Raw genomic sequence first — 16,819 nt, forward strand, 5'->3', positions numbered from 1 at the left:
GAGAGGAGAGAGGAGAGAGAAATTCTGGGGTTTCCTGATTTCTCCCCTGTGTAACTATGCCAGCGCACAGTGCTATAGCTAGAGTCTCGCACTTTTGTGATATTGGTCTTTATCATTGAATAGAGCAGCCCAAAATCCCGTATCAACGATGATCATATTTAGAGTCTAGTTCTTCTTGAATAACAGATTTATAATGAGTCGAAAGGTTTGGCTCGGCACTGATACAGCCGATCAATCCAGATTCTTTGAGAATGTCTAGAGTCCTCTCGTATCTACTTGGGTGCATTTTGATGATTTTAGCATATCCAACGAATTACTGATGTCCACTCATTCCTACACCCAATCGGGTCACAGCCCCCAGAATTGGGGGTTTGGGGGGAATGATTTCCGATGGCTATATACGGAAGGGGATAGAATTGAGATTAATGTTGGAATTGAATTGAAGTCAATATACAAGGAAGGGTCAGACTCATGGGACGGCAATATCACTTTGTTTTTCTCAGTGCGACATCTGTGGCGATCGCGGCTTGTCTCAGTTGGGGGGCGATCGGCGCGGCTCAACCCATCCGAGGCGGTGGGGGAGGTTTTTCCTACGGTTGCAGCGGCGAACTACAGAGCGGCGATCGCACTTTAGAATCCGACGGCAGTTTGTACGATATTTGCGAATTTGAAGGACGGGCCGGCCAGTCCATCTCCATCACTTTAGAAAGTTCGGATTTTGACACCGTTTTGGCCGTCATCGACCCCGAGGGCAACCTGGTGGCCTCGAACGACGATCGCAATGAGAATACCACCAATTCCGAACTGACCGTCACTTTGCCAATGGATGGAACCTATCAACTGGTCGTGAACGCTTACGACGATAGCGGTTCGGGATGGTACACGCTCTCTGCCACTTCCACCGGAGACTCCCCGCAACCCGTAGATGACGATAACGACATGGCGGTTTCCCAAGTCGGCACGGCGGCGGAATTCTACAACCGCTATCGGGGTAATCCCGGCGCCATTCCGATTCCCGATTGTGCCACCCGCACCTCCGATCTCACCCGCGACGAAATCCAGCAAATTTTGCTCGAACACAACCGCTCCCGCAAAGATGCCGATCGCCACGTCCCCGACGGATTGCCCCCATTGCCGGCGGTGACGTGGAATTGCGACGCCGCGGCGATCGCGCAACAGTGGGCCGACCAAACCCGGGGCGCTCAGGGCCACAGCGAAAACACCTGGCGGCAGCAACAATTCGGCAGTCGCACCGGCTTGCAAGGTGGGGCGGCGAAACTGGGGGAAAATTTGGGATGGTCGGGGGGAAGCGATCGCTCGGTGGTGTCTCCGGTGGTCAGCAGCGTCACCAGTTGGGACGACGAACGCGAGGATTACAACCACAGCACCCAAGCCTGTAGCGGTGTCTGCGGCCATTATACCCAGATGGTGTGGCGGGAAAGTACCGCGATCGGTTGCGGCGTTTATCGCGGTCCGGTCAGTTGGCCCGGAAGCGATCGCACCTGGCCCGAAGGTTATTTTTTGAGCTGCACCTATCACAACGCAGGCAACTTCAATAACGACCCCCCTTTGATCGACCATCCCGATTGGTATTACGATTAAAATACCCAACGGGTTGCGAAATGAGGTTCCCCCCCTCCCCACTGAGTACACCCCACCGAACACACCCCAATTCAAATGAACCGCATCCGATCGCCCCTGACTTCCGTTTTATCTCGCCTGCAACTCTGGCTGGACTCGCCCTGGCTGGACGCTTTGGCGATCGCGGCCTGGGGTTTTTTATTATTGAAATATTGGATCACCGGAAAACTCAACATCCTCATCCACCCCAACTACTTCGGCCTCACCATCTTTGGTGGGGTGGGTTTGCTCATTTTGGGAGGGTTCCGGGCTTGGGAACTGTGGCAAAATTCTCGGAAAAACCCCGAACTCGCGGCCCGGCAGTCCCTCGATCACATCACCCTGTTTCCCCAAGGCTGGAGTACCGCCCTACTCTTGATTGCCGCGCTAATGGGCCTGCTCATCACCCCCCGCACCTTCGGCAGCCATACAGCCCTGCAGCGGGGTCTGACGGAATCCCTCCCCGTGACGCGGCTCGAACCCCAGGAATTCCGCACCGCCGCCAAACCGGAGGAGCGAGGACTCATCGAATGGGTGCGACTCCTCAACGTCAACCCCGAACCCGATACCTACAAAGGCCAAAAGGTCGATGTCACCGGTTTCGTGATTTATCCCCCCTCCCTCCCCAAAAATTACATCTGGATCTCCCGATTCGTGATCACCTGCTGCGCCGCCGACGCCTATCCGGTGGGCCTCCCCGTCCTGCTTCCCGACAACAACCGGGCGCCTTACCCCCAGGACAGTTGGCTGCAAGTTGAAGGCGAAATGACCACCCAAGTCCTCAATAACGAGCGCCGACTCACGATAAAAGCCCTCAGATTGACGCCGATTCCGGAACCTCGCAACCCTTACGAGTATTGATCTCGTCTCCGTTTTTCTTCGTTCTAGACCATCTCCTCCTAGAGGGGGATGAGTTTCGGATGGAAAGTTTATTAAGATTTGTAACAAGGTTGGAAAAAGTCATCGGAATGAATCGTGATTTTAAATTTCCAACTTTGACGCAACAAAAGGAGAAATCCTTATGACTTTTGCCCAGTTAAAAGACAATCAAGAGAAAGTATTGTCCACATTTAGAGGATTGAGCGTAGATACTCAATTGGCGCTGCTGTGGTACATCTACGAGAAGATGGGCAAATCGATCACACCCGCGGCACCCGGCGCGGCGGAACCGCCGATCGCGGAAGGGTTATATAATCAGGTGAAAGAACTTTCCCAGGAAGAACAACTGGAAGTTCAGCGGAATCTTCTCCGCCAAGCCGACACGAAAATTGGTCGCGAATACGGCTCCTTGAGCGACAATACCCAATTGCTGTTTTGGTATCGTCTGGCTCAGGGAATGGAAGAAGGGGCGATTGTCCCCATGCCGGAAAACTATCAGTTGCCGGAAAATGCCAAAACCCTGCTGGCGGCGGTAGAAAGCCTGAGTTTTGACCAACAGATCACGTTCCTGCGGAACGCCGTCTCCGCCGGCGGTGCCGCCCCCAAACCCGGCGCCGAGATCTAAGCCGGAAAGACGACAGTGGCGGGCATTCCGCCCGTTCCCCCCTCCCGCACGGGGGGTTTTTTTGTGGAAATCGTCAATTGTTCATGAATTTCTCAGGCAAAAATCATTTTAAATCGGCATTTCTTGCTTAAACTGTAGGAAACTGTTCCCCCGTGGAGGTGCCGATGAAATTTATGGATTGGATGGGTCTGATTCATCCGTTTCTGGCTGTCGTTGTCGTTTTTCCCATTATCGGGATTGTCACCAGTATGGCTTGGCAAACCCGCCAGCGCCGGGTGCAGACGGCCGAACGCGGGAGCAAGAGTAAAATCCCCCCGATGGTGGGACCCGAACACCTGAAGATGGGCCGCTGGCTGACGGGGTGGGTGGTCGGCATCACCCTGGTCGCCCTGGCTTATTCCGTCGCGTTCAAGGGAGTGTTTAAAGAGCTCTCCCCGGAAAAAATGCCGGAGGCGATCTTTGTCATTTTGATGTTTGTTGCCACGATCGCCTCTCTGGTCTTTCTCTACAGGGCGAAACCGAATCAACCCCTGTGGCGGGGGGTTTTTGCCACGCTGACGGGGGCGGGGTTGGTGATTTTGGGGATGCAAGATGGGGTGTTTCGCCGGGGCTATGAGTGGTATGTTTCCCATTATTATTACGGCATTTTGGCGGCGCTGTTGATGGTGTTGTCGTTGGCGATCGTCCCCGATATTTACAAATCTAAAAAATGGCGCATCGCCCACACTGCCCTCAACTGCGTCGCCCTGTTGCTGTTCGTGGGGCAGGGGTTCACCGGTTCCCGGGATTTGCTCGAAATTCCCCTGAGTTGGCAGAGCGACCACCTCGGAAAGTGCGACTGGGCCAACCAGACCTGTCCGGACGGGTCGGAGTCGAATCGGCCCCGGGCGCCGGAGATGGCGATCGGTTCCCAATCCACCCCAAAATAAATGGGCATTTCAGCCGGAAAGAAACGGGATTTGCTAAACTGCGGTCATCGGTTTGATTCGCGATCGCGCCTATCCCATGTCTCAACAAAAGAACGAAACGCTGATTCTGATTGTCGCCCTGTTGATTACCGGGGGATTGTTAGCCGTCGGTTATTTTGCGTTCATGCGGTGGCAGTCCGGGACGCCGGAAAATATCCCCGACTCGTCCCAAACCTCCCCATCCCAACCCTCTCCCCGACCCGATGCCGGGGAAGTGGCGGGTTCGGTGAGTCGGGGCGATCGCCTGTTGGTGTCCGGCCAGACGTCGGCGGCGAAGCGGGGGGGGATCGAAGCGTTGGCCGCCGGGGATTACGATCGCGCGATCGCGCAATTTGAAGCGTCTTTGCAGGACAATCGCAACGATCCCGAAGCGCTCATTTACTTGAATAATGCCCGCATCGGCGATCGCAAGGCCTACACGATCGCCGTTTCCGTCCCCGTCAGCACGGCGGAAAATGCGGCCCAGGAGATGTTGCGGGGGGTCGCCCAGGCTCAAAACGAGGTCAACGAGGCGGGCGGCATCGGTGGGGTGCCCCTGCGGGTGGTCGTCGCGGACGACGCCAACAGCCCTCAAGTGTCTCCGAAAGTGGCGGCTTCCCTGGTGGAGGAGTCGGACATATTGGGGGTGGTGGGGCATTTCGGCAGCGACGTCACCCGGGCCGCGGCGCCGGTGTACGAAGAAGGAGAATTGGTGGCGATCACCCCCACGAGTACCTCAGTGGAGTTATCGACGGCGGGGGATTATATTTTTCGCACCGTCCCGAGCGATCGCTTCACGGGAAATGCCCTGGCAAAATACGCGATCGAGCGCCTCAGATTGAGGCGGGCGGCGGTTTTTTATAATGGCCAGAGCAGTTACAGCCGCTCCCTCAAAGATGAATTCACCACCGCCCTTTATGGGGACGGGGGCGAGGTGGTGGCCGAGTTCGACCTCGCCGACCCGAATTTTAACGCCTTTCGAGCCTACGAAGAAGCCAAACAGCGGGGGACGGAAGTCATCGTTTTGGCGGCGAATACGGCAACAATCGAGCCGGCGCTGCAGGTGGTGCGGGTCAATCGCGGGGAATTGCCGATTTTGGGCGGAGACAGCCTCTACAAGCCGGAAACCCTGAAAGTCGGGGGGGACAGCGAGGACATGGTGGTGGCGGTGCCCTGGCACGTCCTGGCCGTTCCGAGTTCGGAATTTCCCGGCGCGGCGCGCCAGTTGTGGGGGGGGGACGTGAACTGGCGCACGGCGATGGCCTACGACGCGACGGAGGCTTTGATCGCCGCGATCGCCGAAAATCCCACCCGCCGGGGGGTGCAGGAGGCGCTCTCGGACCCGGGCTTTTCGGCCGAGGGGGCGACGGGGACGATCCGGTTTTTGGCTTCGGGCGATCGCAATCAGGCGGTGCAGTTGGTGCGGGTGGAACCGGGGCGGCGATCGGGCTTCGGCTACGATTTCGTCCCGGTTTCGGAGGGGCTTTAGGGTTCGGGGATGTCGATGTCGTAGTGGTGGCAGAGCGATCGGACTTTTTCGCGGATTTTCTCCCGGACGGCTTCCCGGATGGATTCGGGGGAGATGACGACCATATCCGGCGCATTTTGCAGGACTTCCCGGACAAACCAATAGGTGTTGGAGATGCGGCGGTGGACTTGTTTGATTTTGGGGTTCTCCTCCAGCCAAGTTTCGCTTTCGTCGGCGGATCGGGTTTTGTAGGAGAAAGCGAGGCGATTGTGTAAGTGCACTTCCACCGAAATGCGATCGAGGTCGGGTCGCCACGGGCCGGATACGGGACGCACGGCCGCTTCCGGGATGCGATCGAGCCGCAAACACCAATTGTGTCGCAGCGGTTCGATATCCAGGTTTCCCTCGGTTTCGTCACACCAACAATCGAGGTACTGGCGTTCTTCGTGGGGGACGATTTCGGCGTGGCGGACGGTAAATTGCCACGGACGGCCCATCGCGTCCTGGTAGAGGAGTTGAAAGGGCTCTCGGCGTTTGATATGGCGGTCGATTTCCAGCCTCCAGGGGGGGGGCGGGTTGCCCAGAAACGCTTCGATTTGGGTTCGCAGGGGGATCGAGAGCTCGCCGCGATCGCGCAATAATTTGGCGATGGCGATCGCTTCTTCCAGGTGGCCCGCGTCGATGGCATCGTTCCGGGCTCGTTCCAGGGCTTGAATGCGGGCGTCGGACCAATCGTGATTGGGGGCGATCTGGAGTTGGTGGCGGGCGATCGCTTCTACCAATTTGGAGATATTGGCGCGATCGCCCCATTTTTTGCCAAATTCCAGGGCGAGAGCTTCCAATTCGCTTTTATCCCGTTCGGACAGGGACAGGGTGACGGTGCGGCCTTTGCGACTCATATTTGTACGGACACTTTACCAGTAAACTATCTTGCTGATTCCAATTTTGGGGGATAGAATCGGGAATATCAACGTTATACGGACACAAAAATTAACCCATGTCCGACACCAGCATTATCCTCAAACCCGTTTTCTCCTGTCCGGCGGATGGGAATATTCCCCGGGTGAAATTGCCCCCAGATTGGCGTTTATCCTGGCATCAGGCGGAAACCGTGAAAGCCATTCGCGACCCGAATATCGACGTTGCGATCGATACTGCTTTGACGGGGGACGGCAAAACCTTACCCGCCTATTTGGACACATTTGAATCCCCCGATTGTTGCGTGATGGGGTGCTATCCCACCAACGAACTCGCCCGAGATCAGGAAATTGCCATCCGGGGTTATATCGAACAGTTCCAACCGTCTTCGGAACCGCGAATTGTGCGCCTGAGTAGTGCGGAGTTGGAGGCTTATTCTGAAAGTAATCAGATCAGAAAAGACGCGGCGATCGCAACCCGCGCCGGCCAGTCGGAAATTTTGCTGACGAACCCGGATATGCTGCACTATCTGCACCGGGGAGCCTATACCTGGAAAAATGACAATCCCGATAAGCTGTGGGGTCGGATTGACAAGGATTTTGACTTGTTCGTTTTTGATGAGTTCGGGTTATTTTCCGCCCCGCAAATTGCCAGCGTCATCAATACCGCACTTTTGATTAAAAATACCAACCGCCGGAAAAAGTTTCTCTTTTTGTCGGCGACACCGGATGAAAATTTTCCGGAAAAATTGCATCTGGCGGGTTTCCGAATCAAACTTATCGATCCGGTTCGGGAGCAGAAATATCAGTTTCCGGACACCGCCGAAGAGGAACGACAGTTATTATCCCGAGGATGGCGGCAGGTGACGCGGACGGTTCGACTCAACTTTGAAGGGTTGGAACCGACGGCGGGAGCTTCCGAAGCCTGGTTGAGGGAGAACGGCGATCGCATCCTGAATCAATTTTTGCAGAATCCCGGCAGTAAAGGGGCGATAATCCTCAATTCCATCGCATCCGTCAAGCGGTTAGTGCCATTTTTCAGAAATTTATTTGAACCCGAAGGATTGACGGTCGGGGAAAATACGGGATTATCTGGAAAGACAGAAAAAGCGCGATCGCTCTCCTCCGATCTGGTGTTGGGAACCAGCACCATCGATGTCGGCGTTGACTTTAAAATTAATTTCCTCATTTTTGAATCGGCCGATGCCGGGAACTTCATCCAGCGGTTGGGACGTTTGGGAAGACACGAGGGATATCTCAAAAATGGGAACTGGGTGAAATTTGCAGAATTTACGGCTTTTGCATTGGTTCCAAAGTTTTTGGTCGAGCGGCTGTTTGCGATCGATCCGCCGCCGTTGGCAGCCGAAGGCATTTACGATCGCATCTTTTTCAACGGTCAGATTATCGACAATTACCAAAAAATCAACAACTTCGCGGGATATTATCGTCGCTGGGGTGCGGTACAGTCGGCGATGCTGTGTCGGCAGTTAAACCATCCCGACTTAAAGCGACAGTATCAGGGGAGCGCCCAGGCTTTGAAGCGAGACTGTCAGACGGTATTTGAAACCCACTTGGGAAAAGTTATAGGTGAGATGAAAAAATGGGGGGAGGAGTGGCGAGAGTTTTCCGGAAACAAGACGGGAAATCCCATTGTAGAAGAGGCGACGAGTTTTCGGGGTTCGAGTCCCCTCCAGTGCGGGTTGTACGACCTGACGGAACCGGACGAACGCGAACGGTTCAAAACTTACGATTTGCCGGGAATCTTGGGGAATTTGGACATCGAGCCGATGACGAAAGGGGAGTTTTTAAAAACGCGGAAAGATGTCGCCACCCGCACGGAAACCCCCATTCCCAGAAGCCGTTTTGAATATTGTTTGGGTTTTATGAAACTGTTGCGATATCGGGAAGAACGGTTAAATTGGCAGTTTATTTATCCGGGAGATTTGCAGGCGATCGCGGACGGGTGGAAAGTCCAAGTCCTCGCGGGGATTGAAGTTTGGCAACCGGAAAACCCCTGGATCGCCGATATCAACAAGCGTTTGAAGCGTCAGGCGTTGGTGTGTTACGTCCTCCGCCTCCCCGTCACCGAAGCCAGAGTCCGCCTGCGTTTACCCATGCACTTTCAAATTTACCCCATCGGCGATCGGGATGCCGTCCACGCCGCGGCCCCCTATGCGATCGCGTTCGGACAGTCGGCGTTATTACTCGACACCCTCACCCATTGGCTGAAACCCAAAGGAGACGAGACATGGATTGTGTAGGAATGGCATCCCTCATAGGGATCAGAACCCGGTCAGTTTGAACAGTTTAAGCAGCAATCAATCATGAGCGATCGCGAAATGAAGACTCTCAAACATCAACTCCGAAGTCAAATTGATTCCTTTTTACAAGAGTGGGGGGTTACATGAAACAAAACTGCTGAATATCTCGATTCTTTGGAGACATAAATTATGGCTAGAAAACGCAAATCATCCGATCCAGAAGCGGAACAACTCTCTTTATTTGACATTCAGGATCATTCGCCATCAGAGATGATCGACGATTCCGATGATGACTGGTTAGACGATGAAGAGTTAGACCTGAATTTTGAACCCAGCGATCGCACCTTAGAACCGAAAACCTCGGAACTGCTGACGCTGAAGTTATTGCGGGAAGCCATTGTGGCACAAAATCCAGGCGATCGCGTCATGGCGGACTTTGGGGAATACGTCCTTCCCAATTTGCTGCGGGTTGCGATCGGAGTGACGGCGAAAGGTGGCAAATTTTTTGACGAATTGGATCGCCAGCGGGGAAAAGAAAACGTCCGTCGCGACAATGCTGGCGATCAATCTTTAAACACTCACCTTTTAAATGGTATTTTTCCCGCCAACTTAATCGAACAGCGTCTCGAAAAATTCGACACGACGGTTAAGCGGGTGGTGAGAGAACAGGAACGGCGGATATTGGTTGGCGGATTCATTCTCCACGACTTCGAGAAATTTGATTATCGCCTATTTCCCCAAATGCCAAAACGTTATCGGGAGATCAAAACCAGTATTGAACGGAGTGAAAGTATTCGCAAATTCTCCGTTGACGAACATCGAGAAATCATTGCAATCATTGTTCTAGAATTGGGACTCGATCGCCTGATCTGTTCCGACACCCCGGAAAACTGGCGCGAATATATCGACGATCTGCTTTATGTGGCGTACAACGCGCAGGGAAAAAAAGACACCAATTTAAACCTGTCGGAATACGGACTAAATCCGACATTGCGCGATCGCACGTTGCGTCAACTCTCCGATCTCACCCGTTTGGCGGACTTATTCGCATCGGTGATCAAACATCCCCAGAATGCGGAACATAAGACACTCAACGAACTGATTCACCAACTCAGCGACGGACAATTAAAACTCACCTATCACAGCATTTCCGAAAATCGAGGCGTTTTAACCAACGTTGTCAACAACGCATTAATTGAAGCGCACACCTGTTTGAACTCCGAAACAGAAACTTACTACGAACCCTTGCTATACCTCCCCACGGGTGCGATTTATTTGGCTCAAAAAGACGCGCCAACCATCGAAACTGAGGATATCCCCGAACGTGCGATCGCCAATATCAAACAACTTTGTGGCAATCGATTGATCGATACCCAAACGGGTTTTGGACGGGATGGAAAGGGGATGAAATATGCCGAATATTACGACCAGTTTTTTGACGAAGCCGGATTGATGACAGTGGCATTAAAAGCGACATTGCGAATTTTGAACCCCAAAAAGAAATCCGTCGCCAAAAGTCGCAGCGATAATTTAACTGAGTTTCAGCGTCGTGGCGTTCTTCCCGCCGATCTCAGTTTCAGTTTTGACGACGATATCCGCATCGATCAGATCGCCGAATTTGGGGATGTTGTCAGCCGGAAAATTTGGGGCGATCGCGTCGAGAAAATAGAAGCCTTAATTAAGGAACGAAAAAAAGAAAAATCGAGTCCCCAACTTCCCCCGGTGGAACTCCAAGCCGAAGATTTGATCGTCAAAGTTTCCGAATTTTGGGAACTGAAAGAATACCTCCCCCAAGTTCGCCACCTTCAGCGAATTAATGAAAGCCTGAAAGAACAGAAACTCAAGGGGAACACCGGGGGAGTTCCTTACGAGTGGTACTATTTGGCATCTCGATACTTGCAGAACAATCCGGGAATTGAAGATGTGCGATCGCTTTGCGAAGAACTGATTCAATATTTAGCCGGTTTGATGCAACCCATCATCCGACAATATTCCCTCCCCGACGGTTGGGACGATCTGCGGGAGTGGGTGCGGCGAGTGGTGATGTTACCCGCCACATCGCAGCAAAAAAAACAGGATGCCGACATCTTTTTAGATGAACTCGATCGCTATCAATTCGCCAAAAAGTCGGGACGGGGAAAACAGCTTATTTGTTCCGTTTCCCACTCGGCTTATACCGTGACGGAACAGATGGAATCTGCGGTTTTATTTACCCCGCAGGTTTACACCAACAAGCAAATGCTGGGGGGATCGAACGCCAAGCGGAATATTTCCAGCATTGCGGGAGTCGAAATGATGCTGAGACAGATTTTGATGAACCAAACCCAAGCGGTGGGGAAAAAATTCGAGGATGGCAAGTATCGCTATCTGTACTTTTACCCCACCTATTATTTTACCCCGGAAACCAACAAATTTTTGCAAAAGGCATACAATAATATTGCCCAAACTAGATTTAATTCCAGCCTCCGCAACCATTTTATCAATGAAAAACTGGAGGCAAATTTTGAGCGCGATCGCTATCAGCAGGTCGATTCATTTATCATTGACGAAGATCTGCAAACCCATAAAAACTTACCCGAAGGCGACCCGAATCGAAAAAGCGATCGCACCTTCAAACTGTCTTATCCGGAAGACAAACCCCTGACCTTTTACTTTATGGCATTGCCGCCGGGACGGGAGGGAACGGACACGGAATCCTGGGTGATGCCAACTTGGTTGGCGCTGTCATTTCCACTTATTTTAGATGTCAAAACCGTGGTTTCCGAGTCGCCAATTCCCCCATTTAACGACGGCGCAGAATTCGAGGAAAGCGTTTTTCTCGACAGCGCACCCCTGGCGTTTCGACTGCTGACAAACCGCGATCGCTTCCGCCTGGATTACATTCTGGAAGGGTGGGAAGAAAACAACCAATTCTATCCCTCACCCCTGAATGTTCTCACCGCCGCCTACGCCATTCATTTGGATGTCAACGCCAGACAGCGCAAATCTGGCTACGATGCCAACTGGGGGAAACTCACCGAGTTAGCCAACAACATCGCCACCAGTCCGCTGTATGTTTTTAGCTTTCTCAAAGAATGGGTGCGGAGACAGGGAATTGATACGGCGAGGATCGAAAAAATTCGACTTTACGCCTATCATTTTTATCCCTGTTTTGACCCCCATTCACAGTATAATTTTCAACAGGAGACATGGACAATGGGAGAAGAATCACCCTTGAATCACCCGAAAAAATTGACCGAACTCTATCGCAAATTCTACCGCGCCAACAAGCGATATAATCCCAAATCGAATGCGGTCTTAAAACCGATTGATATCGCCTCCGAAACAATACTGAAAGCCGAATCGAGTGTTTTTCAAGGTGAGGCGTTGGTGATGGCAGTGGCGGCGGAAGTGTTCAAACTCATGGATCGGGTTCACAGTTCTACCGCCGAAGGTCGCTGGATTTTCACTTATCAGGAACGGGATAAAGAACGGCAGGCAATTATAGAATTTGCGCGGTATTTTGTACTCGAAGTTTTTGAAAAGTCTTTCGCAGGCGATCGCGCTCGTTTGGCAGGCCGTCAAATAAACCTAATTCGAGATACCTGCGAGTTTCTCTATCGCCTAGCGGACGATGAGGAAAACCGAAAAGTGCTTGAATCTTCTCAAGAAGAAGAGTAAATCACTGGTAGGATAAGCTTCTAGCTTGTCCCTCACAGGCAGGATGCCTGTGCTACCCAAGCAAACTATCATTATTTTGGAGTCAAACAATGGCAATTTTGAAAACTGTCGATCCCAAATTTTTCCACGCCGAAATTCCCTACAAACCGATGGGAAAATATGTCCATTTTCTCACGGTTCGGATCACCGAATCCTATCCCCTATTTCAAACCGACGGCGAACTGAATAAGGCGCGAGTTCGTGCGGGAGTTGGCGATCGCACCCCCATCAGCCGCCTGACCATGTTCAAGCGCAAACAGTCCACGCCGGAACGCCTGGTCGGTCGTGAATTGCTGCGAAAATATGAATTGATGACGGCGGAAGAATGCGAATATAACGTTTCTTTTGCCATGAATAACCCCGACTGTATTATTTACGGATTCGCGATCGGCGATTCGGGTTCGGAAAAATCGAAAGTTGTCGTCGATACCGCCTTTTCAATTACCGCTTTCGACGAATCCCACGAAACCTTTACCCTCAACGCACCCTACGAAAACGGTACGATGGCATCCAAGGGAGAAAAAGGCTCAAATCCGGGGGAAGTCACCAGTCGAATTAACCAACAAGATCACATCAAACCCCAGGTCTTTTTCCCCAGCATCGTCACCCTCAAAGATCCGACCGAGGCGAGTTTTCTTTATGTCTTCAATAACATCCTGCGAACCCGCCACTACGGCGCACAAACCACCCGCACGGGCCGCCTGCGGAACGAATTGATCGGGGTGGTATTTGCAGACGGAGAAATTGTCAGCAATCTGCGCTGGACTCAGGCAATTTACGACCAATTGAAAGTCGAAAATAAACTCGGTTCCATCGATCCGCTGGATGAAAACGACGTGATAGAAGCCGCAGAAAGTGCGATCGCGCAACTGATGAACGAAGAATTTATTGTCCACACCGACTTTATCGGCGACGACTTTACACCCCTGTTAAACGAGGTCAAAACCCTGACCGGAAATGAAGCCGGAATGAAGCAAATTTTGGAACAAGCCGATCGCGAAGCAAAAGCCTATGCAGAAAAACACATCAAAAAGAAAACTAAATCAACTGCAAAAGCCAAATAAACCCCATGAGTATCAACATTTATCGCTGCGAATTAGAACTGCATGACAGTCTCTATTTTGCAACCCGAGAACTGGGGAGACTGTACGAAACCGAACCCGTGTTGCACAACTACGCCCTATCCTACGCTTTGGGTTTGGTGGATAGCGAAACCTATTCCACCACGGTTTCAGAAGACTGTTCCTATCGCTATTTTTGTGGCGAACAAGTTCCCCAATATGAGGAACACCTTACCCCCTTAAACGAACGGGGAATCTATGTCACCCCCGCCCGTCCCATCTCCCATAGTTCCGTTCTCAATACTTGGAAATATGCGGATAACCGCTACCATGTTGAAATGGAGAAAACCCAGAAAAATATACCCAGCTACGGGCGAGCGAAGGAAATCGCCCCAGAAAGTATTTTCGAGTTTTTTATTATCTCGAAAAATCAGATCCCGATTCCCCGCTGGGTGCGGCTGGGAAAATGGGCGAGTAAAGGTGAAGTAAAATCAAAACTATTACTCGATCCAAAACCAAAAAATGGCTGGTTTACCGTTTCCTATCCCTTGAATCCATTGGATGTCATGTTTTCCCATCAGGTGATTCGCTATGATGTGATTAATATGCCACCCGTCAGCTTGATTCAAAATGCACAAATTCACGGCAATTACTATCAAGCCGAGCATCCCGAAAACCCCAAAATAAAAATCAGCATTCCCGCCGAAATGGGATATCGATTTAGGGCAAATTAACCGGAGGACAAACAATGCCCATCTTCGATCGCGATCGCCCCTACACCTTCAGCCAGATATTTGAACTCAAAATCGATCCCGAAGATCTGGCGGAAGAATTCGGCTATACCCTGGAACGATCGCGCCTAAATTTGCCCCAATATTCCGGGGAACTCGATCGCCTAGAAAACCTGCGATCGCGCATCGAAGAAGTTTTGCCTTACGTCAGTCTCACCAGCGAAGCATCCCGCCGAGAAGTGCTGATTTCCCCAGTCGTGTTAGACTTAATACACTACACCAAAGCATCTCTGAAGATCGAATATCCGTTGAAAGTGACACCGCAACTGCAAGGCGTTTTAGATTACTTACTGCGAACCCAAAATCAGTTGTTGGTGATCGAAGCCAAACGGGAAGATTTGACTTACGGATTCACTCAACTGATCGCTGAACTGATCGCCCTCGATCGCTGGGATAAAACCCCCGATAACCCGATATTAATTGGGGCTGTCACCACGGGAAATATTTGGCAATTTGGGCGACTAAATCGAGAGAGTAAACAGATCCAACAAGGCTTGGATAGTTATCGAGTTCCCGAAGATCTCGATCCGTTGATGCGAATCTTAATTCAAGCGATGATTGCCGAATATTCCAGGAGTTAAAGCCATGCCATACAGTCTCGTTCTCAACCTCACCCCCGTCTCCCCCATCTCCCCCGGATACCTGAGTGGGCGCCACCTGCACGCCCTGTTTCTCACCCTCGTCACCTCCGTCGATCGCGATCTCGGCAACTACCTCCACGACTCCCCCACCGAAAAAGCTTTTACTCTCAGTAACTTACAACTGAGCCAGCCGAAACGCGATCGCATTCTCCGGGTTGACTATCAAAAACCCATCCCCCCCGGAACGCCCTGTTGGTGGCGAATTACCCTCTTGGATGATAACATTTTCAGCCAACTTTCTCACCTGTGGCTGAACCTCAACCCCGATCGCCCCTGGCATCTCGGATCGGCGGATCTGAAAATTTCTAGCATCCTGGGAACCCCCCAACCCAGCCAACCTTGGGCGAACGCCTGCCCCTATTTGCAACTTTACGAACAATCGAGCGATCGCGATTCTATCCTCTCCCTCGCCCTCGCCACCCCCACCGCTTTTCGGAAGGGAAAATATGACAATTCCCTGCCCACCGCCGAATCGGTTTTCAACAGCATTCGCAGCCGTTGGAACAAATACAGCGGCATCGAAATCGGCGAACTTCCTTTCGATAGCATCTTCCCCAATTTTTTCAATATCCGCACCGAAATAACTGCCGATATTAAAAGTAAATTTATTGGCTGTATCGGAGAAATTAGCTATCGCGTTTTTGGGGATATCGATCCGGTGCAAATCAAGCAACTGAACGCTTTGGCAAATTACGCCCTTTACTGCGGCATCGGACGCAAAACCACGATGGGAATGGGCATGGCAAGGCGGCTTTAACTGTTTTCTTGAGGAGTGATTTATCAATGAAAGTCCCCCTTACCAAGGGGTGGAAATATTCAAAGTCCCCCTTGTTAAGGAGGATTTAGGGGGATATAAATCCTCTAATGACAGTCGGAGATCCCCCCCAGCCCCCCTTAATAAGGGGGGAGAAAATGTTCAAAGTTCCCCTTGTTAAGGAAAATTTTTGGGGATATAAATTCTCCGATGACAGTCGGAGATCCCCCCCAGCCCCCCTTAATAAGGGGGGAGAAAATGTTCAAAGTTCCCTTTGTTAAGCGGGGAAAGTATTCAAAGTCCCCCTTTTTAAGGGGGATTTAGGGGGATCTTCACCGCAATTAAATGGATTAACGCCATGAAAAATAACGCTCAAATTGATGATTTCGACTACATCCCGATCGCGTCTCTCAATCAGTACGCCTACTGCCCGCACCGCTGCTGGCGAATGTTTTGCGCGGGGGAATTTGTGGAAAATCAATATACCATAGAAGGGACGAGTTTACACGATCGCGTCCACACCCTTGGCGAAGGAAACCGGGATGATATCTGGCAGGTTCGGGCGGTTTGGTTGAAGTCGGAAACCTATCGGTTAATTGGTAAATCGGATTTGATTGAATCGGAAAACGGACAGCTTTATCCGGTGGAATATAAGCGGGGTAAAAAAGGAGAATGGGACAACGATGAATTGCAGGTTTGCGCCCAGGCTTTGTGCTTGGAGGAAATGACGGGACAATCGATTCCGATGGGTTATCTTTATTACGCCCATTCCCATCAGCGTCAGGAGGTGACAATTTCTCCGGAATTGCGACGGCAAACCATCGCCACTTTGGAAACGGTAATCAAGCTGTTTTCGACGGATATTGTTCCTCTTGCTTCTTATTCGCCCCGTTGCCAAGGATGCAGTCTTTTTTCTCAATGTTTGCCCCGGGCGATGGAGAAGGTGATGCGGTATCGGGAGGAGGATTGAAGATTCAAGCTGGGAATGGATACCCGCCTTGAAATGAATTTCAAGGCTAATAGCGAAAGTCCACTTAAGTGGACTGGGAAAATTGTTTTTATTCTCTTGTTTTCGATTTTGGAATAGATCTTTCCGCAATCCTCTTTAGAGGATTTTCGCTGTTAGCTTGGGAATTGATTCCCAAGCGATCTGAAA

Annotated in this window: 13 protein-coding genes; 12 read left to right on the forward strand and 1 reads right to left on the reverse strand. The window is 51.5% G+C overall.

Annotated features, from left to right (window positions below; translation table 11 throughout):
- The first annotated feature begins 471 nt into the window (after positions 1-471).
- The 5 genes from AC0QHF_RS09285 (at position 472) to AC0QHF_RS09305 (ending at position 5,560) form a co-directional block, all read left to right on the forward strand.
- Positions 472-1,602 (forward strand): CAP domain-containing protein, encoded by a 1,131-nt coding sequence (locus AC0QHF_RS09285; protein ID WP_324703922.1) that lies wholly within the window; start codon positions 472-474, stop codon positions 1,600-1,602.
- Positions 1,603-1,677: 75 nt separating this feature from the next.
- Positions 1,678-2,481, forward strand: coding sequence for a TIGR03943 family putative permease subunit (locus tag AC0QHF_RS09290; protein ID WP_324703923.1), 804 nt, complete (start codon positions 1,678-1,680; stop codon positions 2,479-2,481).
- 160 nt (positions 2,482-2,641) lie between these two features.
- Complete coding sequence (locus AC0QHF_RS09295) at positions 2,642-3,124, forward strand: orange carotenoid protein N-terminal domain-containing protein (RefSeq protein ID WP_324703924.1); 483 nt, start codon at positions 2,642-2,644, stop codon at positions 3,122-3,124.
- A gap of 164 nt (positions 3,125-3,288) precedes the next feature.
- Positions 3,289-4,053, forward strand: coding sequence for a DUF4079 domain-containing protein (locus tag AC0QHF_RS09300; protein WP_324703925.1), 765 nt, complete (start codon positions 3,289-3,291; stop codon positions 4,051-4,053).
- Between the two features lie 76 nt (positions 4,054-4,129).
- Positions 4,130-5,560 carry an ABC transporter substrate-binding protein gene (locus AC0QHF_RS09305; protein WP_324703926.1) on the forward strand — a complete coding sequence of 477 codons (1,431 nt, stop codon included), beginning with the start codon at positions 4,130-4,132 and terminating at the stop codon, positions 5,558-5,560.
- Here the strand turns inward: AC0QHF_RS09305 and AC0QHF_RS09310 are convergent.
- Positions 5,557-6,438 carry a helix-turn-helix transcriptional regulator gene (locus AC0QHF_RS09310; RefSeq protein ID WP_324703927.1) on the reverse strand — a complete coding sequence of 294 codons (882 nt, stop codon included), beginning with the start codon at positions 6,436-6,438 and terminating at the stop codon, positions 5,557-5,559. The genes AC0QHF_RS09305 and AC0QHF_RS09310 overlap by 4 nt on opposite strands.
- Positions 6,439-6,536: 98 nt before the next feature.
- Here AC0QHF_RS09310 and cas3 point away from each other — a divergent pair, with 98 nt between their 5' ends.
- The 7 genes from cas3 to cas4 all read left to right on the forward strand — a co-directional run bounded on the left by cas3 (position 6,537) and on the right by cas4 (position 16,633).
- Entirely contained in the window at positions 6,537-8,717 is a 2,181-nt protein-coding gene (gene cas3, locus AC0QHF_RS09315; RefSeq protein ID WP_324703928.1) for a type I-D CRISPR-associated helicase Cas3', read from the forward strand.
- A 189-nt stretch (positions 8,718-8,906) separates the two neighbouring features.
- Positions 8,907-12,377, forward strand: a complete 3,471-nt coding sequence (gene cas10d / locus AC0QHF_RS09320) for a type I-D CRISPR-associated protein Cas10d/Csc3 (RefSeq protein ID WP_324703929.1) — start codon at positions 8,907-8,909, stop codon at positions 12,375-12,377.
- Between the two features lie 89 nt (positions 12,378-12,466).
- Positions 12,467-13,480 (forward strand): type I-D CRISPR-associated protein Cas7/Csc2, encoded by a 1,014-nt coding sequence (cas7d, locus tag AC0QHF_RS09325; RefSeq protein WP_324703930.1) that lies wholly within the window; start codon positions 12,467-12,469, stop codon positions 13,478-13,480.
- Between the two features lie 5 nt (positions 13,481-13,485).
- The gene (cas5d, locus tag AC0QHF_RS09330) at positions 13,486-14,211 is read left to right on the forward strand and encodes a type I-D CRISPR-associated protein Cas5/Csc1 (RefSeq protein WP_324703931.1); all 726 of its coding nucleotides are present in this window, start codon (positions 13,486-13,488) and stop codon (positions 14,209-14,211) included.
- A 14-nt stretch (positions 14,212-14,225) separates the two neighbouring features.
- Complete coding sequence (locus AC0QHF_RS09335; protein WP_324703932.1) at positions 14,226-14,849, forward strand: hypothetical protein; 624 nt, start codon at positions 14,226-14,228, stop codon at positions 14,847-14,849.
- A 4-nt stretch (positions 14,850-14,853) separates the two neighbouring features.
- Positions 14,854-15,666, forward strand: coding sequence for a CRISPR-associated endoribonuclease Cas6 (gene cas6 / locus AC0QHF_RS09340; RefSeq protein WP_324703933.1), 813 nt, complete (start codon positions 14,854-14,856; stop codon positions 15,664-15,666).
- 355 nt (positions 15,667-16,021) lie between these two features.
- Positions 16,022-16,633 (forward strand): CRISPR-associated protein Cas4, encoded by a 612-nt coding sequence (cas4, locus tag AC0QHF_RS09345; protein ID WP_324703934.1) that lies wholly within the window; start codon positions 16,022-16,024, stop codon positions 16,631-16,633.
- Positions 16,634-16,819 lie beyond the last annotated feature (186 nt).

This window comes from Lyngbya sp. CCY1209, assembly GCF_055795065.1.